Source organism: Gordonia sp. ABSL11-1 (assembly GCF_030315685.1).
In the GTDB taxonomy this organism is placed as follows: Bacteria; Actinomycetota; Actinomycetes; order Mycobacteriales; family Mycobacteriaceae; genus Gordonia.
Genome location: NZ_JASXSI010000010.1, coordinates 78,876 through 105,425 on the forward strand (window position 1 = coordinate 78,876; position 26,550 = coordinate 105,425).

Sequence of the window (26,550 nt, forward strand, 5' to 3'; positions counted from 1 at the left end):
GGCGAACCCACCGGCGAAACAACGTCCTGAAAGGTAGCTCATGACCCACCCGTCCGACACCAGAACGCATCCGCGACCGCACACGACGCACACCGTGTTCAATCAATCGGCGGCCCGGGTCGACGTCAACGAGTACGAGCTCAACACCGTTCTGCGGGAATCGGTTGCGCGACATGACGCCAGCTGGGCCGATGACGAGCTACGCGAGATCGGAGAACTCGTCGGGAGCGTCCGGTTCCAGCACGACGCGCATCTCGCAAACACCAACACGCCGGAACTGCACACCCATGACCGGTGGGGCAACCGGATCGACGAGGTCGAGTACCACCCTGCGTACCACCGGATCATCTCGGCGTCGATCGCGCACGGCAGCCACACCCGATGTTGGGCCGACCGACAGCCAGGCTCGCACGTCGTCCGCGCCGCGAGCTTCATGCTGTTCGGCCAGATCGAGCCCGGGCACGCCTGCCCGGTCTCGATGACTCACGCAGTCATTCCGTCCCTGGAGCTACAACCCGACGTGGCCGCCGAGTGGGTTCCGAAGGCGCTGTCCCGCAGCTACTCCTCCGATCTCGATGCCGAGAAAGCCTCCGCCATCTTCGGTATGTCCATGACCGAGAAGCAGGGCGGGTCGGACGTTCGCGCCAACTCGACGATCGCCACTCCGGTCGGGTCCGGCGGACCTGGCGCCGAGTACCTGCTGACCGGCCACAAGTGGTTTTGCTCCGCACCGATGTCGGATGCATTTCTCGTGCTCGCCCAGGCGAAAGGCTCAGGTGGAGAAGGGCTTTCCTGCTTCCTGCTCCCCCGAGTCCTGCCTGATGACACCCGCAACGTCTTCCGCATCCAACGACTCAAGAACAAACTCGGCAACAAGTCGAACGCGTCGTCGGAGATCGAGCTCGACGGGACCGTCGCGGTGATGGTCGGCGAGCCCGGGCGTGGTGTCCGCACGATCATCGAGATGGTGGCACAGACACGACTCGACTGTGTCCTCGGCAGCACGGCTGGGATGAGGCAGTCGGTCGCGGAGGCCGTCTGGCATGCGCGTCACCGCGACGCATTCGGTGCCACCCTGGCAGATCAGCCGGCCATGACGGCGGTATTGGCCGATCTCGCATTGGAATCCGAGGCCGCGACAGTCACCGCCATCCGACTGGCGAGGGCACACGACGAGGATGCGAACGATCAGGAGCGCGCGTTCCGCCGTCTTGCCACCGCGGTCGCGAAATACTGGATCTGCAAGCGCGGTCCCCATCACTCCTACGAGGCCCTCGAATGCCTGGGCGGTAACGGTTACACCGAGGACTTCCCCCTGGCCATGCGTTATCGTGAACAACCGGTCATGGCGGTCTGGGAAGGATCGGGCAACGTCATCGCACTCGACGTCTTGCGGGCGATGACTCGCGAACCGGAATCGATCGCGGCGTTCGACGCCGAGATCGGTACCGCACTCGGCGCCAACCGCACCCTCGATCTGCACCTCGAGCGACTCCGCGACCATCTCGGCGAACTCGCCCGGATGGATGCGGTATCGGCACAACGCCGTGCGCGGGGCGTCGTCGAGTCGATGGCTCTCGCACTCGAAGCATCACTGCTCGTGCGGTATGCACCGGCCGCTGTGTCGGATGCGTTCGTCGCGGCGCGGCTTGGTGAGGACCGGGCTTTCGAGTACGGCGCGTTGCCCGATGGCGCCGACCTGGCGGGGATTCTGGAGCGGCACTGAGGTTCAGGTTCGGGCCCTTCGTGCCGCTCGCAGGCTCGCTCCTCCGGGAGCAAGGTGACGCGGGGTCAGAGAATGACCCCCGGATTGAGCAGGCCGTGCGGGTCGAGCGCGTTCTTGATGGTCGCGGTGAGGTCCATGACGTCGGGGCCGACCTGATCGGGCAGCCACCCCTTCTTCAACCGTCCGACGCCGTGTTCGCCGGTGATGGTGCCGCCCAACGAGATCGCGAGATCCATGATCTGACCGAAGGATCGCTGTGCGCGCTGTGCCTCGTCGTCGTCGGTGGGGTCGAACACGATCAGCGGGTGGGTGTTGCCGTCGCCGGCGTGCGCGATCACCGAGATCATCACCTGGTTCTCCTCGGCGATGCCGGCGACGCCGTCGATGAGCGTGGGCAACTGCGGCAGCGGAACCCCGACGTCCTCGAGGAGCAGTGATCCGATCTTCTCGACGGCGGGGATGGCGGCACGCCGCGCAGCGGTGAATGCTTCTCCTTCGGCCGGGTCGTCGGTGTCGAACACCTCGCTCGCCCCATGCGTCTCGAACGCCTCCCGGATGATCGCGACCTCGGCGGCGCCCGCCGGTCCCGGGGCGTCGGACTGGGCGACGAGGAGGGCACCGGCCTCTCGGTCTAGTCCCATCCGCAACATGTCCTCGACGGCGTTGATGGAGATCGAATCCATGAACTCGAGCATGGCCGGCCGGATCTGCGACACGATTGCCAGGACGGCCTGACTGGCGTGGTGCACCGACGCGAAGGCGCCGACGACGGTACAGGCGGGCGCCTGCGGCGGCAGGAGGCGCAGGGTCACCTCGGTGATGATTCCCAGGAGCCCCTCGCTGCCGACGAATAGCTTCGTCAGTGGCAGTCCGGCCGAATCCTTGAGTTGTTTGCCACCGAGTCTAACGGCCCGGCCATCGGCCAGCACCACTTGCAGGCCGAGTACGTAGTCGGTGGTCACCCCGTACTTCACACAGCACAGCCCACCCGCGTTGGTGGCGACGTTGCCGCCGATCGAGCAGATCTCGACCGACGACGGGTCCGGCGGATACCAGAGTCCGTGTGCTGCGGCGGCCGCCTTGACCTCGGCGTTGAACAATCCCGGCTGGGTGACGGCGGTGCGGGTGGTGGTGTCGACGGTCAGCTCACGCATCTTCTCCGTCGACAGCATCACCGCGCCGTTGACCGCGGTGGAGCCCCCGGACAGGCTGGTTCCCGCGCCACGAGTGATGATCGGGATCTTGTGCTCGGCGCACCAGCGCACGACCGTCTGCACCTGCTCCGTCGTCGTCGGCCGGATCAAGGCCAGCGGCGTGCCGGCGTCCGGGTCCTGCGCCCGGTCCTGGCGATAGGCGGCGAGGATGTCGGGATCGGTGACCACCATCCCGTCGGGCAGCGTGGCGGCGAGATCCGCCGGCGAGATGACGTCGACCATGGCTTCCACTGTAGTGTTCTGCGTCACGATCGCCGTCGGCACGTTCAGACTGAGACGCGTGAGAGCCGTCGTCGACCCGCTGATCGCCGATCCGGCCCTGCGACGGTGGTAGCGGTGGCCGGCATCGGACAGCGCGCCCCCGGCATCGTTCGCGGATACGCTGACGTCGTGTTCGGCGCGGGTGAGGTGGTGGCCGGCTACACCATCGACGAGTTCCTCGGCAGCGGCAGCAGCGCCGAGGTCTATCGCGTGCATCGGGGTGAGTCAAAGCAGGCGATGGCGCTCAAGGTGTTGCACACCCGGCCCAACGACCAGCAACGCGTGCGCGAACGGTTCGAGCGTGAGTTCTCCATCGCCTCCCGCCTGCACCATCCCCACATCGTCGGCATGTATGCGCGCGGGGAGATCGACGCTGACGTGGTGGGACGTGAGAACCATCCCGATGCAACGGTGTTGTGGATCGCGATGGAGTACATCGCCGGCACGTCCGCCATGGAGCTGATCCCGGAACGTGGCGCCGAACCCGACGCGGCAACCGTCGTGAAGGTCGGCGGCCAGATCGCGGCCGCACTCGACTACGCCCACTCCTGCGACGTCCTGCACCGCGATGTGAAGCCCGCCAACATCATGGTGGAGCGGACACACAGCGACTCACGCTCCGTCCTCACCGATTTCGGTATCGCCCAGCTGCTCGACGATGCCCGTCCCCTCGCCCGCAACGGACGCGTACAGGGATCGATCGCCTACGCGTCCCCGGAACTACTGACGGCGCAACGCCTCTCACCGGCAACCGATCTCTACGCGCTCGCCGCCAGCATGTTCGAACTGCTCACCGGCGAGCCACCGTTCCCGCGAGCCACCGCCTTCGCCATCACCTACGCACACATCCACGATCCCCTGCCGAAACTCACCCGGTTGCGCCCGTGGCTCCCGTCCGCACTGAACGCCGTCTTCGCGAAGGCCCTGGCGAAGGACCCGCGTGACCGGTACGGGACCTGCACCGAATTCACCGAGATCGTGACACGGGCGCTGCGCGACATCCCGCCGCCGGACACCCCACCTCGCCGACGGCTGTGGCGCCGACGACACGTCGTCTAGCCAAGTAAATTCGGACACTGCGCCGAGACTGATTCTGTCACAGCCGCTTACCGCATCCCCAGTGCGCAAGCGCGCGCGGTTCCCGGGCAGTTTGTTTACATCACCGGAAATTTGGTTTCACACACGACCGTTAGCGTGGGCTCTCGTGTTTCTTCACTGATCGCGGCAAGAGGGTCACACGGTCCGTGTCCCGACATGCCCGGCATCACCCGACCCAGAGGGAAGATCATGACGGCCGAATCACCGACGTCCTACGACACGTCAGCACTTGCCCACGAGGACGAGGGCTACCACAAGAGCCTCAAGCCGAGGCAGATCCAGATGATCGCCATCGGTGGGGCGATCGGCACGGGCCTGTTCATGGGTGCCGGCAGCCGTCTGCACGACGCCGGCCCCGGCCTGTTCATCGTGTACGCGATCTGCGGGATCTTCGTGTTCTTCATCCTCCGCGCCCTCGGCGAACTCGTGCTGCATCGCCCGTCGTCAGGGTCCTTCGTGTCGTATGCGCGCGAGTTCTTCGGGGAGAAGACGGCGTTCGTCACCGGGTGGCTGTACTTCTTCAACTGGGCGGCCACGGCGATCGTCGACGTCACGGCGGTGGCCCTCTACGTCCACTACTGGGGCATGTTCGATGCGATCCCACAGTGGCTGATCGCCCTGATCGCGCTCGGCATCGTGCTCACGATGAACGTCATCTCGGTGAAACTGTTCGGCGAGATGGAATTCTGGGCGTCGATCATCAAGGTCACCGCACTCGTGCTCTTTCTCGTCGTCGGTATCGTGTTCCTGGCCGGGCGCTTCGAGATCGACGGCCAGCAGACCGGGATCTCGGTGATCGCCGACAACGGCGGCATGTTCCCCGTCGGGATCTTCCCGCTCTGCATCGTGACCTCGGGTGTCATCTTCGCTTATGCTGCAGTCGAACTCGTGGGAATCGCGGCCGGCGAGACCGAGGATCCACCGAAGGTGATGCCACGCGCGATCAACTCGGTCATCCTGCGGATCGCCGTGTTCTATGTCGGCTCACTTCTTCTGCTGGCATTGCTGTTGCCCTACACCGAGTTCAAGGAAGGGGAGAGTCCGTTCGTCACGTTCTTCTCCAAGATCGGCGTGCCGGCGGCCGGCGGGATCATGAACCTGGTGGTCCTGACCGCGGCGATGTCCAGCCTGAACGCCGGGCTCTACTCCACCGGGCGCATCTTGCGATCGATGGCGATGAACGGCAGCGGGCCGGCCTTCACCGGCAAGATGAATCGCAACGGCGTGCCGTTCGGCGGCATCGCGCTCACCGGTGCGCTGACCCTGCTCGGTATCATCCTGAATCTGTTCGTCCCCGAGGACGCCTTCAACATCGCGCTCGATCTGTCCGCATTGGGGATCATCTCGACGTGGGCGATGATCATGGCCTGCCAAATCCAGCTCTGGAGGTGGGAGCAGAGGGGCATCCTGTCACGGCCGGCGTTCCGACTGCCCGGCACTCCGTACACCAGCTACGCCACCCTGGTCTTCCTCGCCGCCGTCGTCGGTCTGATGTGCTACGAGAACATCTGGAATCTGATCGCGATCGTCGTGCTGATCCCGCTGCTGATCGGTGGCTGGTATGCCGTGCGCGGCAAGGTGATGACGATGGCGGCGCAACGTCAGGGATACACCGGCGAGTATCCGGTCGTCCCGCAACCGCCGGTCCCGGAGGGGCCGCATCCCCACCACGACACCGAGGGTGACGGGAGTTGAGGCGGGTGGTCTTCGATACGCCGGGCTCGCTTACGCTCGCACGACTACTCGACAAACAGACACACGCTGGATTCGCCACGGTCGCTCGGCTACCCGACCAGCAGGGGCTCCCACTGATGGTTGAGTAGGGGCACGAGCCCAGCGAGTCCGACGCGTATCGAAACCACGGCCCACGAGACTTCACTCGATCCCGTACACCCGCATCGCGTTGTCGCGGAACGCCTTTGCCAACACGTAGTCGCCACGCGAGGCGAGGAGGTCGACGAGGGCGCCGATGATCATGTCCAGCGCCGCGTTGGGTTTGTCGATCGGGAAGTTGGAACCGAACATCACGCGGTCAGCCCCGAAATGTCCGACGACGTGGTCGATGAGCGGCCCGACCATCTCGGCGAGAGTGCCCCGACTGCCGATGTTGCCCCACCGCTCGCGCCCGTAACCGAGCACGGGCAGCCCGAGGCCCGACATCTTCACCATCACGTTCGGGCACGCGGCGAGGGTCACCATCCGTTCGCGCCACAACCGCAGGATGTCGGCGCGCGCCCCGGCCGTCGCACCGGTACGGGCCCCGACCGGACCGAACACGCCGACCGGCGCACCCATGTGGTCGACGACGATCGTCACCTCGGGATACTCGCGCGCCAACGTCACCACGTCGTAGAGCTGATGAGAGTAGACGAAGGCGTCGAAGACGAGGCCACGCTCGGCCACCTCGGCGAATCCCTTCAGGAAGGCCGTCGATGCGAGAATGCCGTCGACGTCGGCGCCGTTGCGGATCTTCGGGTCGGGATGCCGGGTGGTGATCCACCGGATGCCCCGCACCCTGTCGGTCAGTGCACTGTGCTCGTCGAGCAGTTCGCCGAAGCTCTCCGACCGTGGGTCGGCGTGCGCGACGATGGCCCCGAGCCGCGGCGACTGCCCGACACCGAACGGCAGTCCCATCACGTAGCGCGTCTCCTCGACGGCGGAGCGCCCGGCCGGCGATTCCGCTCGACCGGCGGTCTCATCACTGCGCCAGTGCGACTCCATGTGTACGACGGTGTCGATGGGGACACCCGCGATCGTGGTGACCGCGGAGGCGTCGCCGAGGTACTGCATCGGCTCGTAGACACGGGCGACCGTGCTGGGGGTGAGGACGTATTCGCGGTCGGCCTGAGACACCGCCATCGAGAAGACCCTATCGCCGAATGCAGGCACGAAACGATAGAGCTTGGACAGACGATTCGCCGCCCACGGTGTGCTCCGCGGATTCCACTGGTGCAGATGGGCATCGACAATGCCCGTAATCACACCATCAAGCGTGCTCACACATTCGACCCTGCCACAGCCGAAGCAGATACGACATCGATTGATGGAACGTAACGCCTCGTCGATCTACCGCTAGTCTGATTACCCTTGGGCGGAGGAACCGTGTCCGACGATGAGGGGGGTGTCCGGGTCGTGCCGAGTCACTCACGGCATACGCTGCATCATCTCCGTGACCTCATCAACCGCGATCCCGGCCGATTCGCCGCGAACGTCTACACCCGGTTGTTCTCGATCGATCCCGATCTGCGCGAACTGTTTCCGGCGGTGATGGCCGGCCAGCGCGACGCCTTCTATCGCGTCATCGATCACGTCCTCGACGTCATCCCGAGCGACACCGGCCACGACGAACTGATCGAGCTCCTCGCGCAGCTCGGCCGCGATCATCGCAAGTACGGCGTGCTCCCCGAGCACTACGGCATCATGTACCAGGCGCTGGTCTCCGAGTTCGCGCATCTGCTGGGCGACTACTGGGACGACGAGGCGGCCCAGACCGTGACCCAGGCGATGATGCTGACGACCGGTGTCATGCGCGGTGCTGCGGAGACCGCTCCGCACCCGGCCCTGTGGTCGGCGGAGGTGGTCGAGAAGTTCCGGATCACCCGCGACCTCGCAGTCGTACGCTTGCTCACCACCTCGCCGTTGCGGTTCGAGCCGGGCCAGTATCTCGAGGTGCAGATTCCACAGCGACCCAAGACCTGGCGCGACCTGTCACCCGCGATCCCGCCGAACCCGGCCGGTGAACTCGAGTTCCACGTGCGCGCCGTGCAGGGCGGCACGGTCAGCTCGGCGATCGTCGGCGAGACACGGGTCGGCGACGTGTGGTTCCTCGCGCAGGGCCACGGCACGCTGCACGTCGATCGGTCGTCGCCGGTGCTGATGGTTGCCGGCGGGACCGGTCTCGCGCCGCTGCGCGCACTGCTCATCGAGATGTCCAAGCGGGCCGATTCGCCTCCGACCCACATCTTCTACGGCATGCGGTATCCGGGTGAGCTCTACGATCTGGCGGTCCTGCGACGGATCGCGACGACCAATCCGTGGCTGACGATCACGGCCGTGTCCGAGGAGACGTCCGATCCGTGGTGGATCACGTCGGTGGCGACACCCGAGTCACTCGGGATCTCCCATCACATCGGCACGCTGGCCGACGCGGTCAGCGCGGCCGGACCGTGGGACGAGCATCAGGTGTTGCTCGCGGGGTCGGCGGACATGATCGAGGCGACCCGCCGACGATTGATCATCTCGGGGGTGCGCGCGAGCCGTATCCAGCACGACCCGGTCTGACACACACGCCCGAAACAACCGGCCGAGGAGCTACTGCTGTCCGCCGCCTGGGCCGCCGTCGGGAAGCGCTGTCACCGTCGATGTCTGGGTCTCGGTGACCGTCACCGTCGAGCCTTCGGTCGCCGTCTCGGTCTCGGTCTGCGTTTCCGTCGTCGTCCGTGTGACGGTCTGCTGTGGCCGCGTGACGGTCGTGGTGTCGACGTCGGTGCGGGTCTCGGTGACCGGATCGGCAGTCTTGGTCACGGTGACAGCAGGCGGGGTCTGGGTGACCGTCGAGGTCGGGGCCGAGCGTTCCTCGGCGGCGTCGACGCCGGCGAACACAGCCGACGCGGCGATCGCCCCCAGCACGAGCGCGCCCACCATGGCCGCACCGATCATCCACCAGCGCCGGTTCGACGATCCGCGGTGCACAGCGCCCGGCCGCAACGCGATCGCGGCGGCGCCGACGGCCGCCGCCAGCGTCGGCTGATCGGCCACGGTCACGGGTCGGGCCAGTGCATAGCCCAGAGCCGCGACCGCGCCGGGCACCTCGGCGCCGGGGCCGGTGCAGACCACGGAGGTCACCGACGACCCGCCCGGCGCGGCGATGACCGCGTCGGCGACCGCACTCGCATGTGCCGAGTCGGTGACCGGACCGGGCGATCCGTATGCGAACTCGGCGGTGCCGAGGATCTCGCCGGTCGCCGAGTCCAGCGTCACCACCGATGAGCCGGGCGACGGGATCGCCGACCGATCGAGGTCGATGACGGCGATGATGCCCTTGTTCGTCGGGATGGCGCTCGCGACCTCGGCCAGGGCGGCGGGCAGGTCGGTGACGACGACCTTGTCGTACCAACCGGGCCGCGACGTCCCCGGGGACATGGCTGTCTGGAGATAACTCTGGGTGGCCGGACGGGCACACGCGATGCCGATGCGGTCGATCTCGTACGGCACGGAATCGATGAGCTCGTGGATGGCCGATTCGGCGCTCTGCGCGGAGGGATCGGGCAGGTCGACCAGGTTGCTGGCGACGATGTCACCGTCCGCGCTGCGGACGACCGAGCAGACCTGATCCTCGACGACCGAGATCCCGAGGATCGAACCGGCCGTCGGAGAGCCGCTCGCCGCGCGGTCGCTCGTCGTGTCGGCCATGTCTGTCCCGTCTGCCCTGTCTGTGCCGTTGGTCCCGAGTCAGGGTAGCGGGTGCCCGGGACAAGCGATCAGTCGGCGTTGCGCTTGCGACGGGGTTGCCACACGACCAGCGCGCTGGTCCGCGGCACCGGGACGAGCTCGCCCCCACGCCGCGCACCGGCGTTGTCGAGGTCGGCCTGCAACTCACGGACGCGCCGCTGGAGTGCGTCGACCTGATTGCTGAGGTCGATGATCCGCTTGATCCCGGCCAGGTTGACGCCCTCCTCCTGGGAGAGGCGCTGGATCTCGCGGAGCAGTTCGACGTCGCGCGACGAGTAGCGGCGTCCGCCGCCACTCGTGCGCTGCGGCGTCACCAGACCCAATCGGTCATAGGTCCGCAGGGTCTGGGCGTGCATGCCGGCGAGTTCGGCGGCGACCGAGATCATGAAGGTCGCGGCCGAGTCCGTCTCGTAGTTGCCGGCCATCATCATCGCCCCCACCCGGCGCGAGGATCGAAACCGCTCGCCTTCTCGGCCTCGGCATACCTGCGCATTGCCTCGACCGCGGCGTCGTCGAGCGTGGGCGGCACGGCCACCTTGACGGTGACCAGGAGGTCGCCTGCACCACCGGATCGCTTGGGCACACCGCGTCCGCGCACCCGCAGGGTCCGGCCGTCGGTGGTGTTCGCCGGGATCTTGACGCCGACGCTGCCGTCGAGCGTGGGCACCGAGACCGTCGCCCCGAGCACCAGCTCGGAGATGCTCACCGGCAGCTGCACTTTGAGATCGTTGCCGCTGCGCGTGAACACCTTGTCGGCGGTCACGTGGACGACGACGTAGAGGTCGCCCGACGGCGCTCCTCGACGCCCTGCCTCGCCCTGGCCGGCCAGTCGGATGCGCTGGCCGTCCTCGACACCCGCGGGGATGCGGACGTTGATGGTGCGGGCCCGGACCTTGACGCCGCTGCCGTCGCAGTCGGTGCACGGGTCGTCGATCCGCGATCCGGTGCCCTGGCAGTCCTGGCACGGCTCGCTGAACCCGAAGGCGCCCTGATTGCGGCTGACGAATCCGGAACCGTTGCAGTTCGGGCACACCCGCGGACTCGTGCCGGGCTTGGCACCGCTGCCGTGACATGTGGTGCACGGCGACGGGCTCGTCACCCGCAGCGGAACCGTGGTGCCCTGCGCCGCATCCTTGAAGCTGAGTGTTGTCTCGGTCTCGAGGTCGTTGCCGCGCTTCGGCCGGGTGGCCGTCGAGGACCGCTGGCCGCCGCGGTTGAACAGACCCTCGAACAGGTCGCCGAAACCTCCGCCGCCCGCCGATCCGGCGCCGCCACCGGCGTTGCCGAACAGGTCACCGAGGTCGAAGTCGCCGCCACCGGTCGTCGTATAGGTCGTTCCCCCACCACCGGGGAAGCCCCCGGGAAATCCGTTGCCCCCGCCGCGGAATCGCCCACCGGCGAACATCGCGCGGGTCTCGTCGTACTCTTTACGCTTCTCGGGATCGGCCAGCACGCTGTGGGCTTCGGACACCCGCTTGAAGCGCTCCTCGGCCGCCGCGTCGCCCGGATTCGCGTCCGGGTGCAGCTCGCGGGCGAGCTTGCGGTAGGCCTTCTTGATCTCTTCAGCCGAAGCGTCAGAAGCAACGCCCAGGTCCTTGTAGAAGTCTTGTTCCAACCACTCCCGTTGTGGAGCCACCAGACGTCACCTCCTTCGATGTATCAGTTGTCTGGATGTAGTTGTCATGGAGACTGCGCTGCCCGGCGACGCGGCGCTCGCGTCGCCGGGCAGGCACAGAATGTTGCGGCTTATTGTGCACCAGTTTCGGCCGGGTCGGTGACGGTCACCATCGCGGTGCGGATCACCTTCTCGCCGAGCCGGTAGCCGGCCCGGTACACCGCGCCGATCACCGGAGTCGCCCCGTCGCCGTCGTGCTGGACGGCCTCGTGGAGTTCTGGGTCGAACGCGTCGCCCGGTTCGCCGAACTTGGCGAGCCCCTCACTGCTGAGCGCGCCGGCCAACTTGTCGGCCACACCGCGCAGCGGACCGCTCTCGAGGTCACCGTGCTCACGGGCACGGTCGAGATCGTCGAGCACGGGCAGCAGCTTGTCGATCAGCAGTTGCTTGCCATAGGCGACCGATCCCTGCCTCTCTTCCGCGGCACGCCGCTTGAAGTTGGCGAACTGTGCGCGCTCGCGCTGCAGGGCCGCCGTCAGTTCCGCGACCTCGGGGTCGACGGAATCGGTGGCAGGCACGTCGTCGACGACCGGTTCGGCTTCCGCCGGACCCGGGCCGGCGGCCGGATCATCGCGTACCTCACCCGTTTCCGGGTCGATACGACGACGATCGGTCACCGTCACCGGCTCCTCCGTACGGGCGCCTTCCGGCCCCCCAGCGGTCACTTGTTGTCTCCGGAGTTGGAGGGCTCGTCCACGACCTCGGCGTCGACGACGTCGTTGTCGCTGTCGCCTGCGGCGCCACCCTCGGGGGCGTCACCATTGGGCGACTCGGCAGCCGATGCCGCGTAGATCGCCTGACCCAGCTCCTGCGAGTCGGTGGTCAGCTTCTCCACGGCCGTCTTGATCGCGCCGATGTCGGTTCCCTTGAGCGCCTCGCGAACACCCTCGATCGAACCCTCGACCTTGGTCTTCAGCTCGGCCGGGACCTTGTCGTCGGAGTCCTTGAGGAACTTCTCGGTCTGGTTGACCAGCGACTCCGCCTGGTTGCGGGTCTCGGCCTCCTCGCGACGCTTGCGGTCCTCGTCGGCGTGGGCCTCGGCGTCCTTGATCATCCGGTCGATCTCGTCCTTGCTCAGGCCGGAACCATCCTGGATGCGGATCGAGTTCTCCTTGCCGGTGCCCTTGTCCTTCGCGGTGACGTGCACGATGCCGTTGGCATCGATGTCGAAGGTCACCTCGATCTGCGGGACACCCTGCGGCGCAGGAGCGATGCCGCCGAGCTCGAACGAACCGAGCAGCTTGTTGTGCGACGCGATCTCGCGCTCACCCTGATAGACCTGGATCTGCACCGACGGCTGGTTGTCCTCTGCGGTGGTGTAGGTCTCCGACCGCTTGGTCGGGATGGTGGTGTTGCGCTCGATGAGCTTGTGCATCACGCCACCCTTGGTCTCGATACCGAGGGAGAGCGGGGTGACGTCGAGCAGCAGCACGTCCTTGACCTCGCCGCGCAGGACACCTGCCTGCAGGGCGGCGCCGACCGCCACGACCTCATCCGGGTTCACGCCCTTGTTGGGCTCCTGACCACCGGTCAGTTCCTTGACGAGCTCGGTGACCGCGGGCATGCGGGTCGACCCGCCGACCAGCACCACGTGATCGATGTCGCCGACGGAGATGCCGGCGTCCTTGATGACCGCCTGGAACGGCGACCGGGTGCGCTCGAGCAGGTCCGAGGTGATCTTCTGGAACTCACTGCGGGACAGCTGCTCATCGAGGAACAGCGGGTTCTTCTCGGCGTCGACGGTGATGTACGGGAGGTTGATCGACGTGCTCTGCGAGGCAGACAGTTCGATCTTGGCCTTCTCCGCAGCCTCACGCAGACGCTGCATCGCCATCTTGTCCTTGGTCAGGTCGATGCCGTTCTGGCTCTTGAACTTGTCGACGAGCCAGTCGACGATCCGCTGATCCCAGTCGTCGCCACCGAGGTTGTTGTCACCCGAGGTGGCACGTACCTCCACGACACCGTCGCCGATCTCGAGCAGCGAGACGTCGAACGTACCGCCACCGAGGTCGAAGACCAGGATGGTCTGTTCCTTCTCGCCCTTGTCGAGGCCGTAGGCCAGGGCTGCCGCGGTCGGCTCGTTGACGATGCGCAGGACGTTGAGACCTGCGATCTGCCCGGCTTCCTTGGTGGCCTGACGCTGGGCGTCGTTGAAGTAGGCCGGCACGGTGATGACCGCATCGGTGACGTCCTCACCCAGGTATGACTCGGCGTCACGCTTCAGCTTCATGAGCGTGCGCGCGCTGATCTCCTGCGGGGTGTACTTCTTGTCGTCGATCTCGACGGACCAGTCGCCCTCGCCCATGTGGCGCTTGACGGACCGGATGGTGCGGTCGACGTTGGTGACCGCCTGGTTCTTCGCCGGCTGCCCGACCAGCACCTCGCCGTTGCGCGCAAACGCGACGACCGACGGGGTCGTGCGGGAGCCTTCGGCGTTGGCGATGACGGCGGGCTCGCCGCCTTCGAGCACGGAGACCACCGAGTTGGTGGTGCCGAGATCGATTCCAACAGCACGAGACATGTGTGTTTCCTCCTAGTTCATGGGTCTGCACCCAAGTGCGTGGCCGGGCCCGCGCCACGTTCTGCGCGAGCCTGGATGTTCGTCGAAACCTGATAGGGCCCGAACTTCAGTGCGTCCGACTCATGTTCTAACCAAACATGTCGCCGGAGTCAACCGGGTTGAGCCGATCAGACTCAAGTTTCTCACTGGGGTCAACGGGGGATGTTCGGCAAATGTTCCCGCCCACGCATATTTTTCTGGACAATCGTCCATGATCATGATGTCGGGCACACCACAGGCCGAACGTGACAGCAGTCGCACAGACCTGCCGTCGCTGACCGGACGCTCGTAACATGAGTGACGCTCAAGCAGGCGGGCGTCTACCGCGCACCAGTAACGGATAGTCGGGGCCGGGCGAAGTGCAACAGGTAGAGAGGAGCGCCATGGATCTCCCCAAGCAGCGTCGGGGTGAGCGTCGGAGCAAGTTCGGTGAGGCAGCGGTGGAGATCATCGCGACCCAGGGCATCCGCGCCCTCACCCACCGGACCGTCGACGAGACCGCCGGGTTCGCACCAGGGTCGGTAAACTATTACGCGTCGACGCGCAGCCGCCTTCTCGCGCTCGCCCTCGAGACCGTCCACGCGCAGCTGCGCAACATCGCGATGGAGGCGTTCGGACCGCTCATGGCTCCGGGTCCCCACTCCTCCGACGAGGTCGTCGAGTGCGGCACCGTCTTCGTGGAGACGTCGCGCCATCAGGGCCGCAACGTGGTGACGGCACGGCACGCGCTGCTCGTCGAAGCGCAGTTCTATCCCGAACTCGCGGACATGATCAACGAACACCGCAACGAGCTCGTGCAGCTCTCGGTCGCCGTCGGCACCGCGTTCCGGCCCGAACGTCCCGAGGACGCGGCGAACCTGGTCGTCGCGCTCATGGACGGCCTCATCCAGCAGCTCGTCCTCGGCAAACTCGACACGGTCACCCGCCCGATGGTCTACATGGCGATGTCGCACATCTGCACGATCGGCAGCGAGTCGTCGCAGTGGTCGGACCAGGCCGGCTTCTCGCGGCCGTCTCACTTCTGACGGCACTCACACCACACCGGACAACAAGCGACGGGGCGCGGCGACACCGACTGTCGCCGCGGCCCGTTCACCATGACGGCGTCTGCCGATCAGGCAGCTGAGGCAGCCTGTTCGACGGCCGGCTCCAACGCCTCGGCGATGATGTCGGCGACGTCGACCATCGGCTTCACCTCGAGCGCGTCGAGCACCTCGGCCGGGACGTCGTCCAGGTCGGGCTCGTTACGCTGCGGGATGAACACCGTCGACAGCCCGTTGCGTTGCGCGGCAAGCAGTTTCTGCTTGACCCCACCGATCGGGAGCACGCGTCCGTTCAGCGTGACCTCTCCGGTCATGCCGACGTCGGCGCGCACCTTGCGACCGGTCACCATCGACACCAGGGCCGTCACCATCGTCACTCCGGCACTCGGCCCGTCCTTGGGCACCGCGCCCGCGGGGACGTGCACATGGATCGTCTTGTTCAACGCCGACGGGTCGACGCCGAGTTGCTCGGCGTGTGCCCGCACGTAGGACAGGGCGATCTGTGCGGATTCCTTCATGACGTCACCCAACTGGCCGGTGAGCTTGAGTCCGGGCTCACCGTCGACCGCATTGGTCTCGATGAACAAAACGTCGCCGCCCATGCCGGTGACCGCCAAACCCGTTGCCACACCCGGCACGGCCGTGCGCTCCTCCGACTCCGGCGTGAACCGTGGCCGGCCGAGGTAGTCGGTGAGGTCGGACTCGCCGATCTCGATGGGCGCCTGGGCCTTTCCGGACTCGAGGTTGGTGGCCGCCTTGCGGAGCAGCTTGGCGAGCAGCCGTTCGAACTGTCGCACACCGGGCTCCCGCGTGTAATTGGCCGCGATCTCACGGAGTGCACCGTCGGTGACGGACGCCTCGTCGGACCTCAGCGCCGCACGCTCGGCCTGCCGTGGCAGCAGGTAGTCGCGCGCGATGGCCACCTTGTCGTCTTCGGTGTAGCCGTCGATGGTCACCAGCTCCATGCGGTCCAGCAGCGCCGACGGGATGTTCTCGACGACGTTGGCGGTGGCCAGGAACAGGACGTCGGACAGATCGAGATCCAGATCCAGGTAGTGGTCGCGGAACGTGTGGTTCTGCGCCGGATCGAGCACCTCGAGCAGCGCCGCCGCGGGGTCACCGCGGTAGTCGGAGCCGACCTTGTCGATCTCGTCCAGCAGCACAACGGGATTCATCGAGCCCGCCTCACCGATGGCCCGCACGATGCGACCCGGCAGGGCACCGACGTAGGTGCGCCGGTGACCCCGGATCTCCGCCTCGTCGCGGACGCCACCCAGGGCGACACGCACGAACTTTCGTCCGAGTGCTCGCGCGACGCTCTCACCGAGTGACGTCTTGCCGACGCCGGGAGGACCGGCCAGCACCATCACGGCGCCGGAACCACGGCCGCCGACGACCTGCAGGCCACGTCCGGCACGCCGGGCGCGCACGGCCAGGTACTCGACGATCCGGTCCTTGACGTCGTCGAGCCCGTGATGATCGGCGTCGAGGATCTCGCGGGCACCCGTGATGTCCGACGAGTCGTCGGTGCGTTCGTTCCACGGCAGGTCGAGGACAGTGTCCAACCAGGTCCGGATCCACCCGGTCTCGGGCGACTGGTCGCTCGCGCGTTCCAGCTTGCCGACCTCACGTAGCGCCACCTCGCGGACCTTCTCGGGCAGGTCGGCGGACTCGACACGTCCGCGGTAGTCGTCGGCGCCCTCGGGTTCGTCCTCGCCGAGTTCCTTGCGAATGGCGGCGAGCTGCTGGCGGAGCAGGAACTCCTTCTGCTGCTTCTCCATCCCGTTGCGGACGTCGTCGGCTATCTTGTCGCTGACCTCGGTCTCGGCGAGATGCTCACTGGTCCAGTCGATCAGCAGGCCGAGGCGGTCGCCCACATCCGGCGTCTCGAGCAGCTGTCGCTTCTGGACGTCGTCGAGCCAGGACGAATAGCCGGACGTGTCGGCGAGGTCGGACGGATCGGTCATCTTGTTGACCGCGTCGATGATCTGCCACGCCTCGCGACGTTGCAGCATGGCCAGCACGAGCTTCTTGTACTCGGCCGCCTGGGCCTTCACCTCTGCGGTCACCTCGGGGTCGTCGACCTCGGTCACCTCGACCCAGAGGCCGGCCCCGTTGCCAGGGGTACCGGTGCCGATGTGGGCACGCTTCTCCCCCTTGACGACGGCGGCGGTCTGACCACCGGGGATACGGCCGACCTGCACGATCGAGGCGATCACGCCATGGGTCGGGTACCGGTCGTCCAGGCGCGGCGCGATTAGTAGTTTCCCGGACTCACTGGACCGGGCGGCGTCCACCGTCGCCTGAGCGGCGTCGTCGAGCGGGATCGGCACAACCATGCCGGGCAGGACGACCAGGTCAGGAACGAACAGGACGGGCACCGAGTATGTCTGTGACATGTAACCTCCAAAGTTCAGTCTCACCGACTCAACCCTGGTGGCGGGATGTTTGTTCCCAGGGATATTTCGCCACGGGCGGAATTGCGAGCGCACCCGCTGGGCTGTCGGTGCACCGACGCCGATTGCAGCTGCCTCATCTGTCAGCATCCACCTTCGCCGGTACGAAGGTGGCGCCCGACAGATGCGGTAGCTGCCGCAGCGTCGTTCATCGCCTCGCACGGGTCTGCGACGTTCCGTGTTGAACGATGAGTTCTGGCGGACCAGACAGTCAGACCATGCACCACCTGCTCCACCGTGAAAGCACTCCACCGTGAAAGGACTCGAGATGAGTTCGGAGACCATCCGCGCGACCCGCACTATCGCCGCCTCCGCCGACGATGTGTTCGCGGTCCTGGCCGACCCGACGACGCACGCAGCGATCGACGGCACCGGCTGGGTGCAGACACCACTCGACCCCGAGCCGCTGACCGCGGTGGGCCAGGTCTTCGGGATGAAGATGTACCACCCGAATCACCCCGACGGGGAGTACCAGGTGACCAATCAGGTCATCGTCTTCGATGCCCCGCGGACCATCACCTGGCGACCAGGTAACCGCACCGACGACGGCGGGCTCGAGTTCGGCGGGTGGACATGGGGATACGAGTTGTCGTCGAACGACGGGGCCGGCACCGACGTCACCCTCGTGTACGACTGGTCCGCCGTACCGGACCGGGTTCGCGAGTACATCGATTTCCCGCCGTTCGGCCCGGACCACCTGTCCGACTCGCTCGATCATCTTACGAAGCTGGCCGAGTCCGGGTGGATGTAGAGAATCCCGACTCGGCTCCGTCTCAGGGATGAACGCGGCCAGAATGGTCGCGTCGGACCAAAGGAGAGATCGATGGCCAAGTACCTGCTTCTCAAGCACTATCGCGGCGGCAAGACCCCGACCAACGGGATCCCCGAGACGTCCGCGGAATGGGACGCGCACATCAAATACATGCAGGATTTCGCGTCGAAGCTGCAGGATTCGGGCGAGTTCGTCAGCAGCGACGCGCTCGCCGAGGACGGCGTGTGGGTCCGCTACGACGGCGAGGGCCGCCCGCCCGTCACCGACGGTCCGTTCGCCGAGACCAAGGATCTGATCGCGGGCTGGATGATCATCGATGTCGACACCTACGACCGGGCCCTCGAGCTGGCGGGCGAGTTGTCGGCGGCGCCGGGCGCCGAGGGCAAGCCCCTCGGCGAGTGGCTCGAGCTCCGGCCGGTCATGTCGGAACCGCCGTCCATCACCGAGTGACATCCGAGAATCACGCCATGGACACGACCGGGCTCAGCGAGCTGATCCCGTCGGTGATCGGTGTCCTCGTCCGGCGCGGAGCAGATTTCGCGTCGGCCGAGGACGCCGTCCAGTCCGCCCTCGTCCGGGCGCTGGAGGTCTGGCCCGACTATCCACCCCGCGAGCCGAAGGCGTGGCTGGTGACGGTGGCCTGGCGCAAGTTCCTCGACCAGGTCCGCAGCGACGACGCACGCACGGCACGCCAGGAACTCGACGCGCGCGAGCCGGAACTCGAGACGGTCTCCGACAGCGACGACACCTTGTGGCTGTACTTCCTCTGCGCCCACCCGTCGTTGGCGACGGCGTCGGCGATCGCGCTGACGCTGCGCGCGGTCGCGGGGCTGACCACCGCCCAGATCGCGACGGCGTATATGGTCCCGGAGGCCACGATGGCCCAGCGGATCAGCCGCGCCAAGCAGCGCATCGCCGGAGTCCGACTGGATCGGCCCGGCGACGCGTCGACCGTCCTGCACGTGCTGTATCTACTGTTCAACGAGGGCTATTCGGGCGAGATCGACCTCGCGTCCGAAGCCATCCGGGTGACCTCACAACTGTCCGATCTCCTCGACGAGCCGGAGGTCCGCGGTCTGCTGGCGCTCATGCTGCTACACCATGCCCGGCGAGCCGCGCGCACCGAGCCGTCGGGCAGACTCATCCCGCTCGCCGATCAGGACCGGACGCTGTGGGACACCGTGATGATCGCTCGGGGCGTGGAGATCCTGCAGTCGGCGTTGGCCCGCGACCGGTTGGGCGAATACCAGGCGCAGGCGGCGATCGCCGCTCTGCACGCCGATGCGCAACGTGCCGACGAGACCGACTGGGTGCAGATCGTCGAGTGGTACGACGAGCTGGTGTCGCTCACGGATTCACCTGTGGTGCAGTTGAATCGGGCAGTGGCCGTCGGGGAGGCCGACGGTCCGCATGCCGGCCTGGCCGCGCTCGCCGACATCGACCCCGACGTCCCACGGTTCGACGCGGCTTCGGCCTATCTCCACCAGCGCACGAGCGAACTCGCCGTCGCCGCAACGGCGTACGCCTCGGCGGCCCGGCGGGCGACGAACGCCGCCGAGCGCGATCACCTGGTCCGTCAGGCAGCGCGATGTGGGTCGGGAGCGGGCTCGGGGCGCTGACACGCGTGCTCCGGCGTCGGCTGGATGTGCGGCGTGAAACCCGAACCCGTCCGGATGCTCACGGCCGCGACGAGACCGCCTGCGGCGCAGCATGCGGCGGAGATCGCCATCGCGGTACCGAAGCCGTCGCCGAGCGGTTGTCCCGGCCCGGCCTCGATCCCCGCGATCACGGGCAGGACCGCGACGGCCAGCAGGCCGGCGACCCTGGCCACGGCATTGTTGACCCCCGACGCCGTGCCGGCGTGTTCGGGACCCACCGCACCGAGTGCGGCCGCCGTCAACGGCGCGACCGTGATCGTCATGCCGAGACCGAACACCAGAACGGCGGGCAGCACCGCGGACACATAGCCGGCGCCGGGCACGATCCGCACCATCAGCGCGAGTCCGGCCCCGGCGACCAACGGGCCGACCGTCATCGGTAGACGCGGCCCGGTGAGTTGCGCGATCTTCCCGGACAGCGGTGACCCGAACAGCATGACGATGGTGAACGGCACTGTCGCCACCCCGGCCTGCAACGCGGTGTAGCCGAGGCTCTGCTGCAGTTGCAGCGCGAGGAGGAACAGTGCACCACCAAGTGCTGCATACACGGTCAAGGTGGTCAGATTGGCGCCGGTGAACTGCCACGACCGGAACAGTCCTAGGGGCAGCAGCGGATTCGCGGCACGCATCTCGATCACGAGGAAGGCGACGAGGGCGAGTACGCCGACCGCCGCGGCGACCAGAACCATTGCGCCCCAGCCCTGTGCCGGCCCCTCGATGAGTGCATAGACGACGCCGGTCAGTCCGACGACGACAGCTACGGCGCCGGCCAGATCGAGAGGTCCGGTGATCGCCCGGTCTCGCGACTCCGGGACGTGGCGCTGTGCGATCCACATCGCGCCGACGGCGAGTGGGACGCTGATGAAGAACACCCAGCGCCAGGAGACGGCATCGACGAGCCATCCACCGACGAAGGGGCCCAGTGCACTCGTCGCACCGGACATCCCCGCCCACAGGCCGATCGCCCGGCCGCGATCCTCGACGGAGATCTCCGCATCGATGAGCGCAAGGCTGCCGGGGACGACCGCGGCCGCACCGACTCCCTGCAGGATCCGCGCGATGATCAGCCACTCGACGTTCGGCGCCAGCCCACACGCCATCGACGCGACCGCGAATACTCCGAGTCCGACGATGAACACGCGTCGTCGGCCGTATCGATCGCCCGCCGCGCCCCCGGCCAGCAGCAGGGCGCTCAACGTGAGCAGGTACCCGTCGAGCACCCACTGCTGACCACTGAGGCCGGTGTCGAGATCGCGGGCGATGGCGGGCAGCGCGACGTTGACCACCGTGCCGTCGAGGAACGCGACACCCGAGCCGAGTACGGCGGCGGCAATCAGCCATCGTCCGGTGGCCGACGATGCGGGGATGCCCGTGGAACTTCTCACGTGCGGCTCCTGGCCTCTGGACGACTCATCCACTCCCGATTACACAGCAATAGTCCGCGCACGGCGCGGACTATTGCTGTGTATCGCGATCGCCGTATGCCCAGAACGACTTCCTGGCCGGTTTGAGGACAGTCGCGTCGGCATCGACGGGGGATACAGGAAGGAGTCGACGACGGTCAGGGCTTCTCGATTCCTGACCGATCGTCGTCACGCGTGGCGCCTCTAGGCGGAAGACCCGTAGTCGAGACCCTCGCCCATGATGAACGCACCGGTGAGACCGTACAGGTTCCGGTTCAGATTGCAGACGCTCATGACGGCGTACAGACCGTCGGGCAGGCCCTTGAACGTATGCGTGACCGTCCCGTTCCGGTCGGCGAACTTCGCCAGATCGGTGGCCACGACGGCCTTCGCGTCGTTGAGTTCGGTGAGCAACTTGACCACGTCCACGCTCTGCCCCTGAACCAGCGCGATGATGTCCGTACCGACGATCGGGGCGGCCTTCACCGCGTCGATGACGGCGGTGGTGCATGCTCCGGGGATCAGCACGTTCACCCTGGGCACGTTGGTGACGGTATAGGCGATGTCACGGCCGGTGACCTTGATGGAATAGCCGACGCCCTTCGCCACGCCGACGACCTGCACAGCACCGGGTCGAGGCTGCGCGTCGGCCACCGCGGGCACCATGCCGGCGATGGCGCACAGAGCGATCAGGGAAACGGCCCACCGGACGAGGACATGACGACGCATAGCTTCTCCTACTTGTTACTGGTGTGACTGGTGTGACTTTCCCCCATGTCGTAGGACCCTATCGACGCCTGCGGGCACTAGCGAGAGCTGGTGCGGATACGTTGTGGCGCCGTTGCCATCTCGAGACCGTCGTCGCAAGAGTCTCGTCACCGGAAGTGTGAACGAAACGGACGGAAGAACGTCCGCAGCTCATCGGCGTACGACTCCGGCTGCTCGTACGGCGCGAAATGTCCGCCACGTGCGAGTTCGGTGACGCTGACGACGTTGGCGGTGCGCTCCAACCATGCCCGGGGCGGTCGCAGGACGTCGCCGCCGAACAGGGAGAATCCCGACGGCACCTCGACGCGTCGGGCGTACTGTTCCGGCGAGATCATCGCGTTCGCGCGGTACATCCGCATCGACGATCCGATGGTCCCCGTGACCCAGTACTGGGTCACCAGCGTGAGGATGTCGTCTTTGGTGAACGCACTCTCGATGTCGCCACCGCAGTCGCTCCAACTCCGCAGCTTCTCGACGATCCACGCCGCCAGACCGGCCGGCGAGTCGGTGAGCCCGACCGCCGCCGTCTGCGGTCTGGTGCTGTGCATGGCGGCATAACCCCCTTCGGCGCGTGCCCAGTTCGCGCCGCTGTCGAACCAGGCACGTTCGGCGTCGGTGAGATCGGCGGGGTTGCCGGCGAACCGGGGCAGGCCCGCGTCCATGCGGTGGACGGCGACTACACGCTCGGGGTGATCGAGGGCGAGGAATCTGCTGACATGGCTGCCCATGTCGCCGCCGGCAGTCAAGAACCGCGGATAGCCGAGTCGGGTCATCAGGTCGGCCCACAGGCCGGCGACATCCCGCGAGTCGATCAGACGGGACGGCCGTTGGGAATAGCCGAATCCGGGCATGTCCGGGACGATGACATCGAACGCGTCGTCGGGATCACCGCCGTGCGCGCCCGGATCGGCAAGCAGTGGGAGAACTTTCAGATAGCGCCAGCACGAGTCGGGCCATCCGTGGTTCAGCAGCAGTGGCACCGCGGGCCGCGAACCTGTGGAGGCGCGAGCATGGATGACGTGGATGCCCAATCCGCCGAGGGTGATTCGCCGATGCGGAAGCGCACCGATCGCCTCTTCGGCGCCATACCAGTCGAAGTCGGCGATCCAGTAGTCCACGAGTTCGTGGAGATAGTCGACGTCGGTGCCGAGTCCCCAGCCCGCGTCGTCGGGGACGTCGGGCCACCGCGTCGCGCGCAGGCGGCGTCGGAGGTCGTCGATGACCGCGGGGTCGGTGCGCGCGTCGAATCCGGTCACGGGGTCGGCCAGGACTCCGGTCCGATGGATCCGGCCGGGTATTCGTCGAGCGGGACACGATTCGACTTCCACGCATCCAGGATGGGATCGACCACTCGCCAACACTGTTCGGCGGTGTCGCCCCGGACGGCGAGAGTGGCGTCGCCGTCGAGGATTCCGGACAGCACCTCGGCGTAGGCATGGATCGATCCCTGCCCGAGATCGGCAGTCAGGTGGGTGGTGTTCAGATCGAACGGATGTGCGCCGTCATGCACGTTGAGCTCCAGCGTCATCGTGTCCGGACCGAAGGCGAAACGCAGGACGTTGGGAGCGATGTCGCCGTGGAACTGCTCGGGGAGATGACGGACCGGCCGGAACGTGAGGGCGATCTCCTTCACTGCCGGTTCGATCGCCTTACCCGAACGCAACGTGAATGGCACTCCGGCCCATCGGCCGGTACAGACCTCGAAGGTCGCCTCCGCGAGTGTCTCGGTGTTGCGCAACGGATCCACGCCCTCCTCGTCGGCGTACGACGGCATGTGATGTCCGTCGACGTCGCCGGCCGTGTATCGGGCGCGTCGCGACGATGCCACCGGATCACCGCCGTAGACGCGGGTCGCGCGCAGGGCCGCGGCCGTCGCGTCGCGGAGGTCGCGCTCGCCCAGGGAAGCCGGCGAATCCATGGCGACGACCGACATCAGTTCGAGCAGGTGGCTCTGCAGCATGTCGACGAAGGCGCCCGCCTTGTCGTAGTAACCGGCGCGGCCTTCGAGTCCGAGGGTCTCGTCGTAACGGATGAGAACGGATTCGATGTGTTCGGCCGACCACACCGGTTCGAAGACCCGGTTGGCGAACCGCACGCCGATCACGTCGAGAAGGATCGACTGTCCGAGAAAGTGATCCACCCGGAACACCTGGTTTTCCGGGACCAGTTGCGCCAGAGTCTCGTTGAACTCGCGGGCGCTCGCCTGGTCGGTGCCGAACGGCTTCTCGAGGGCCAGGATGGTGCCGTCAGGGACGTCGACGCCGGTCATCGCCACGCACGACTCCTGAGCGATGGCGGGCGGTACGGCGAAGTAGAGCACGGGCGTGCCGTCGGCGGCGTCGAAGATCGAACGCAGTCCGTCAGGCGAAGAGATGTCGGCCTGCAGGAAGGTCGTCTGCTCGGCCAGCGCCGTGGCGGCGTCGGAGGCATCGTCGCCGAAGGCCTCCCGGACGCGTGTCCGCCAGGCGTCGTCGCCGACGTCCCGCCGGCCCACACCGACCAGTCGGACCCCGCGGTCGGGTTCGAGCGTCAGCAGTTGTTCGAGAGCGGGCAGGAGCAACCGCGACGTCAGATCGCCCGTCGCGCCCAGGATGAAGAGTGTGGTCTCGGCCATGTTCGACGCTAACTCTCCATGGGCGTGTCGCGACAGCAGTTCGCCACAACGTCACACCGAGCCGTGACAATCGATGTCATGCGCGCGAACATCGAGGATTACGCACTCATCGGGGACTGCCGCACGGCCGCACTGATCTCCCGGGACGGCGAGGTCGACTGGTTCTGCGCGCCCCGCTACGACTCCGCGTCGATCTTCGCCGCGCTGCTCGGAACCGAGGAACACGGTCGGTGGGCACTCGCGCCGCGGGACCCGAGCGCGACATCGACCCGTCGATACGCCGACGACACGCTGATCCTCGTCACCCGCTGGGAGACCGCCACCGGTGTCGCCGAGGTCCACGAGTTCATGCCGATCGACGGCGGGCGGGTCGATCTGGTGCGGCGGATCGTCGGCGTCGCCGGCCATGTGGAGTTCGAGACCGACCTGCGAATGCGCTTCGACTACGCGCGAGCGGTGCCGTGGGTCTTGCAGGCCGGTACCGACGAGGGACCGGGTCTGCGCGCCATCGCAGGACCCGACGCGGTCATCGTCCGCGGGGTGGCACTGCACGCCGACGGCAACGTCCACCGTGGGTTCTTCACCGTCGAGCCCGACGTCACCGTCGACCTCACCCTCACCTGGTATCACTCGTATCGCCCCGAACCCGAGCCGCTCGACGTCGGACGTGCGCTCACGCACACCCGGGACTGGTGGTCCCACTGGGCGAGCCGCATCGATCACACAGGGCCGCATCACGAGTTGGTGGTGCGTTCGCTGATCACGTTGCGCGCGTTGAGCAATCTCGACACCGGTGGCATCGTCGCGGCCGCCACGACCTCCCTGCCCGAGCAGTTCGGTGGCGCCCGAAACTGGGATTACCGGTATGTGTGGCTGCGCGACGCGTCGCTCACCCTGGAGGCGTTGGTCAATCACGGATTCCTGCACGTCGCCGAGCACTGGCGGATGTGGCTGATGCGCGCCATCGCCGGCAACACGAAAGAACTGCAGATCATGTACGGCATCGCGGGAGAGCGCGATCTCGAGGAACGGGAACTCCCCCACCTGCCCGGCTATCAGGGGGCCGCGCCGGTGCGGATCGGCAACGGCGCTGTCGATCAGTATCAGGGCGACGTGATCGGCGAAGTGCTGTGCGGGCTCGAGGCGGCACGCGCGGCCGGCCTGGCGGAGCTGCCCATCTCGTGGTCGTTGCAGAAGGCGCTGATCGAACAGGTCGAGGCCAATCTGGAACGGCCGGACAACGGCATCTGGGAGATGCGGGGCAAACCCCGAATGTTCACCCACTCCCGTGCCATGATCTGGGCGGCGTTCGACCGCGGTGTCCGCGGCAGCGAGGTCTACGGTCTGGACGGCTCACCGGATCATTGGCGTGAGCTGCGCGACCGCGTGCGTGCCGAGATCGACGAGAACGGCGTCGACCCGGCATCCGGACGATTCGTCCAGTTCGCCGGCACCACCGAGGTGGACGCCTCGTTGCTGATCCTCCCCCAGGTCGGCTTCTGCGCGTTCGACGACCCGCGGATGCTGGCCACGGTGGCCGAGATCGAAGCCACCCTCATGCGGGGTGGCCTGGTCCACCGCTATCGCACCACCACCGGCGTCGACGGGCTCGCCGGCGACGAACATCCGTTCATGGCGTGCACGTTCTGGATGGTGACGCAGTATGCGCTCAGCGGTCGGCGCGACGACGCCGACGAACTGATGGCGAGGGCCTGCGCCACCGCGAACGATCTGGGACTGTTCTCCGAGGAGTACGACGTCGGCGAGGGCCGTCAGGCCGGCAACACACCGCAGGCGTTGTCGCATCTGGCGTTCGTGCGGGCCGCGGATGCGCTGGCGTCGACGTAGTCG

General features: G+C 66.9%; 21 protein-coding genes. 9 read left to right on the forward strand and 12 right to left on the reverse strand.

What is annotated here, in order from left to right; genetic code table 11:
- The first annotated feature begins 40 nt into the window (after positions 1–40).
- Positions 41–1,726, forward strand: coding sequence for an acyl-CoA dehydrogenase family protein (locus QSJ19_RS13005; protein ID WP_286320960.1), 1,686 nt, complete (start codon positions 41–43; stop codon positions 1,724–1,726).
- Between the two features lie 65 nt (positions 1,727–1,791).
- Here the strand turns inward: QSJ19_RS13005 and QSJ19_RS13010 are convergent, their stop codons facing one another.
- Positions 1,792–3,162 (reverse strand): FAD-binding oxidoreductase, encoded by a 1,371-nt coding sequence (locus tag QSJ19_RS13010; RefSeq protein WP_286320962.1) that lies wholly within the window; start codon positions 3,160–3,162, stop codon positions 1,792–1,794.
- 168 nt (positions 3,163–3,330) lie between these two features.
- On the opposite strand from QSJ19_RS13010, the gene QSJ19_RS13015 reads away from it, so the two are divergent.
- Positions 3,331–4,260, forward strand: coding sequence for a serine/threonine-protein kinase (locus QSJ19_RS13015; protein WP_286321083.1), 930 nt, complete (start codon positions 3,331–3,333; stop codon positions 4,258–4,260).
- Positions 4,261–4,488: 228 nt separating this feature from the next.
- Positions 4,489–5,994 (forward strand): amino acid permease, encoded by a 1,506-nt coding sequence (locus QSJ19_RS13020; RefSeq protein ID WP_286320964.1) that lies wholly within the window; start codon positions 4,489–4,491, stop codon positions 5,992–5,994.
- Positions 5,995–6,174: 180 nt separating this feature from the next.
- Here the strand turns inward: QSJ19_RS13020 and QSJ19_RS13025 are convergent, their stop codons facing one another.
- Positions 6,175–7,299, reverse strand: coding sequence for an amidohydrolase family protein (locus QSJ19_RS13025; RefSeq protein ID WP_286320966.1), 1,125 nt, complete (start codon positions 7,297–7,299; stop codon positions 6,175–6,177).
- A 132-nt stretch (positions 7,300–7,431) separates the two neighbouring features.
- Between QSJ19_RS13025 and QSJ19_RS13030 the strand changes: the two genes are divergently transcribed.
- The gene (locus QSJ19_RS13030) at positions 7,432–8,580 is read left to right on the forward strand and encodes an FAD-binding oxidoreductase (protein ID WP_286321084.1); all 1,149 of its coding nucleotides are present in this window, start codon (positions 7,432–7,434) and stop codon (positions 8,578–8,580) included.
- Between the two features lie 30 nt (positions 8,581–8,610).
- Here QSJ19_RS13030 and QSJ19_RS13035 read toward each other — a convergent pair whose 3' ends face one another.
- The 5 genes from QSJ19_RS13035 to dnaK all read right to left on the reverse strand — a co-directional run bounded on the left by QSJ19_RS13035 (position 8,611) and on the right by dnaK (position 13,946).
- On the reverse strand, positions 8,611–9,711 hold the full coding sequence (locus tag QSJ19_RS13035) for a hypothetical protein (protein ID WP_286320968.1): 1,101 nt from the start codon (positions 9,709–9,711) through the stop codon (positions 8,611–8,613).
- Positions 9,712–9,779: 68 nt separating this feature from the next.
- A complete protein-coding gene (locus tag QSJ19_RS13040) occupies positions 9,780–10,175 on the reverse strand; it encodes a heat shock protein transcriptional repressor HspR (protein ID WP_286321086.1) in 396 nt (131 codons plus the stop codon).
- Positions 10,176–10,177: 2 nt separating this feature from the next.
- On the reverse strand, positions 10,178–11,386 hold the full coding sequence (gene dnaJ / locus QSJ19_RS13045; RefSeq protein WP_286320971.1) for a molecular chaperone DnaJ: 1,209 nt from the start codon (positions 11,384–11,386) through the stop codon (positions 10,178–10,180).
- Between the two features lie 110 nt (positions 11,387–11,496).
- The gene (grpE, locus tag QSJ19_RS13050) at positions 11,497–12,090 is read right to left on the reverse strand and encodes a nucleotide exchange factor GrpE (RefSeq protein ID WP_286320973.1); all 594 of its coding nucleotides are present in this window, start codon (positions 12,088–12,090) and stop codon (positions 11,497–11,499) included.
- Positions 12,087–13,946 carry a molecular chaperone DnaK gene (gene dnaK / locus QSJ19_RS13055; protein WP_286320974.1) on the reverse strand — a complete coding sequence of 620 codons (1,860 nt, stop codon included), beginning with the start codon at positions 13,944–13,946 and terminating at the stop codon, positions 12,087–12,089. The genes grpE and dnaK overlap by 4 nt, the downstream gene beginning before the upstream one ends.
- A gap of 422 nt (positions 13,947–14,368) precedes the next feature.
- Between dnaK and QSJ19_RS13060 the strand changes: the two genes are divergently transcribed.
- Positions 14,369–15,010 (forward strand): TetR/AcrR family transcriptional regulator, encoded by a 642-nt coding sequence (locus QSJ19_RS13060; RefSeq protein WP_286320975.1) that lies wholly within the window; start codon positions 14,369–14,371, stop codon positions 15,008–15,010.
- Between the two features lie 89 nt (positions 15,011–15,099).
- Here the strand turns inward: QSJ19_RS13060 and lon are convergent, their stop codons facing one another.
- Positions 15,100–17,427 (reverse strand): endopeptidase La, encoded by a 2,328-nt coding sequence (lon, locus tag QSJ19_RS13065; RefSeq protein ID WP_286320977.1) that lies wholly within the window; start codon positions 17,425–17,427, stop codon positions 15,100–15,102.
- A 325-nt stretch (positions 17,428–17,752) separates the two neighbouring features.
- Between lon and QSJ19_RS13070 the strand changes: the two genes are divergently transcribed.
- From QSJ19_RS13070 to QSJ19_RS13080, 3 genes are all read left to right on the forward strand, one after another.
- Positions 17,753–18,235 (forward strand): SRPBCC family protein, encoded by a 483-nt coding sequence (locus tag QSJ19_RS13070; protein ID WP_286320978.1) that lies wholly within the window; start codon positions 17,753–17,755, stop codon positions 18,233–18,235.
- Between the two features lie 72 nt (positions 18,236–18,307).
- Positions 18,308–18,706, forward strand: a complete 399-nt coding sequence (locus QSJ19_RS13075; RefSeq protein WP_286320979.1) for a YciI family protein — start codon at positions 18,308–18,310, stop codon at positions 18,704–18,706.
- Positions 18,707–18,723: 17 nt separating this feature from the next.
- Positions 18,724–19,875 (forward strand): RNA polymerase sigma factor, encoded by a 1,152-nt coding sequence (locus tag QSJ19_RS13080; RefSeq protein WP_286320981.1) that lies wholly within the window; start codon positions 18,724–18,726, stop codon positions 19,873–19,875.
- Here the strand turns inward: QSJ19_RS13080 and QSJ19_RS13085 are convergent.
- The 4 genes from QSJ19_RS13085 to QSJ19_RS13100 form a co-directional block, all read right to left on the reverse strand.
- Positions 19,833–21,299, reverse strand: coding sequence for a DHA2 family efflux MFS transporter permease subunit (locus QSJ19_RS13085; protein ID WP_286320983.1), 1,467 nt, complete (start codon positions 21,297–21,299; stop codon positions 19,833–19,835). The two genes, QSJ19_RS13080 and QSJ19_RS13085, sit on opposite strands and share 43 nt — an antisense overlap.
- A gap of 222 nt (positions 21,300–21,521) precedes the next feature.
- Complete coding sequence (locus tag QSJ19_RS13090; protein WP_286320985.1) at positions 21,522–22,046, reverse strand: hypothetical protein; 525 nt, start codon at positions 22,044–22,046, stop codon at positions 21,522–21,524.
- Positions 22,047–22,192: 146 nt separating this feature from the next.
- Positions 22,193–23,341, reverse strand: coding sequence for an epoxide hydrolase family protein (locus tag QSJ19_RS13095; protein WP_286320986.1), 1,149 nt, complete (start codon positions 23,339–23,341; stop codon positions 22,193–22,195).
- On the reverse strand, positions 23,338–24,699 hold the full coding sequence (locus QSJ19_RS13100; RefSeq protein ID WP_286320987.1) for a glucose-6-phosphate dehydrogenase: 1,362 nt from the start codon (positions 24,697–24,699) through the stop codon (positions 23,338–23,340). Before QSJ19_RS13100 ends, QSJ19_RS13095 begins: the two co-directional genes overlap by 4 nt.
- Before the next feature lie 78 nt (positions 24,700–24,777).
- Here QSJ19_RS13100 and QSJ19_RS13105 point away from each other — a divergent pair, with 78 nt between their 5' ends.
- Positions 24,778–26,547 carry a glycoside hydrolase family 15 protein gene (locus QSJ19_RS13105; protein WP_286320988.1) on the forward strand — a complete coding sequence of 590 codons (1,770 nt, stop codon included), beginning with the start codon at positions 24,778–24,780 and terminating at the stop codon, positions 26,545–26,547.
- The last annotated feature ends 3 nt before the right edge of the window (positions 26,548–26,550 follow it).

Excerpts from the sequence above, each read along its gene's own strand:
- QSJ19_RS13005 (WP_286320960.1), top strand. The coding sequence starts at position 41 with ATGACCCACCCGTCCGACACCAGAACGCATCCGCGACCGCACACGACG.
- QSJ19_RS13010 (WP_286320962.1), bottom strand. The coding sequence starts at position 3,162 with ATGGTCGACGTCATCTCGCCGGCGGATCTCGCCGCCACGCTGCCCGAC.
- QSJ19_RS13020 (WP_286320964.1), top strand. The coding sequence starts at position 4,489 with ATGACGGCCGAATCACCGACGTCCTACGACACGTCAGCACTTGCCCAC.
- QSJ19_RS13035 (WP_286320968.1), bottom strand. The coding sequence starts at position 9,711 with ATGGCCGACACGACGAGCGACCGCGCGGCGAGCGGCTCTCCGACGGCC.
- QSJ19_RS13040 (WP_286321086.1), bottom strand. The coding sequence starts at position 10,175 with ATGGCCGGCAACTACGAGACGGACTCGGCCGCGACCTTCATGATCTCG.
- dnaK (WP_286320974.1), bottom strand. The coding sequence starts at position 13,946 with ATGTCTCGTGCTGTTGGAATCGATCTCGGCACCACCAACTCGGTGGTC.
- QSJ19_RS13060 (WP_286320975.1), top strand. The coding sequence starts at position 14,369 with ATGGATCTCCCCAAGCAGCGTCGGGGTGAGCGTCGGAGCAAGTTCGGT.
- lon (WP_286320977.1), bottom strand. The coding sequence starts at position 17,427 with ATGTCACAGACATACTCGGTGCCCGTCCTGTTCGTTCCTGACCTGGTC.
- QSJ19_RS13070 (WP_286320978.1), top strand. The coding sequence starts at position 17,753 with ATGAGTTCGGAGACCATCCGCGCGACCCGCACTATCGCCGCCTCCGCC.
- QSJ19_RS13075 (WP_286320979.1), top strand. The coding sequence starts at position 18,308 with ATGGCCAAGTACCTGCTTCTCAAGCACTATCGCGGCGGCAAGACCCCG.
- QSJ19_RS13080 (WP_286320981.1), top strand. The coding sequence starts at position 18,724 with ATGGACACGACCGGGCTCAGCGAGCTGATCCCGTCGGTGATCGGTGTC.
- QSJ19_RS13090 (WP_286320985.1), bottom strand. The coding sequence starts at position 22,046 with ATGCGTCGTCATGTCCTCGTCCGGTGGGCCGTTTCCCTGATCGCTCTG.
- QSJ19_RS13100 (WP_286320987.1), bottom strand. The coding sequence starts at position 24,699 with ATGGCCGAGACCACACTCTTCATCCTGGGCGCGACGGGCGATCTGACG.
- QSJ19_RS13105 (WP_286320988.1), top strand. The coding sequence starts at position 24,778 with ATGCGCGCGAACATCGAGGATTACGCACTCATCGGGGACTGCCGCACG.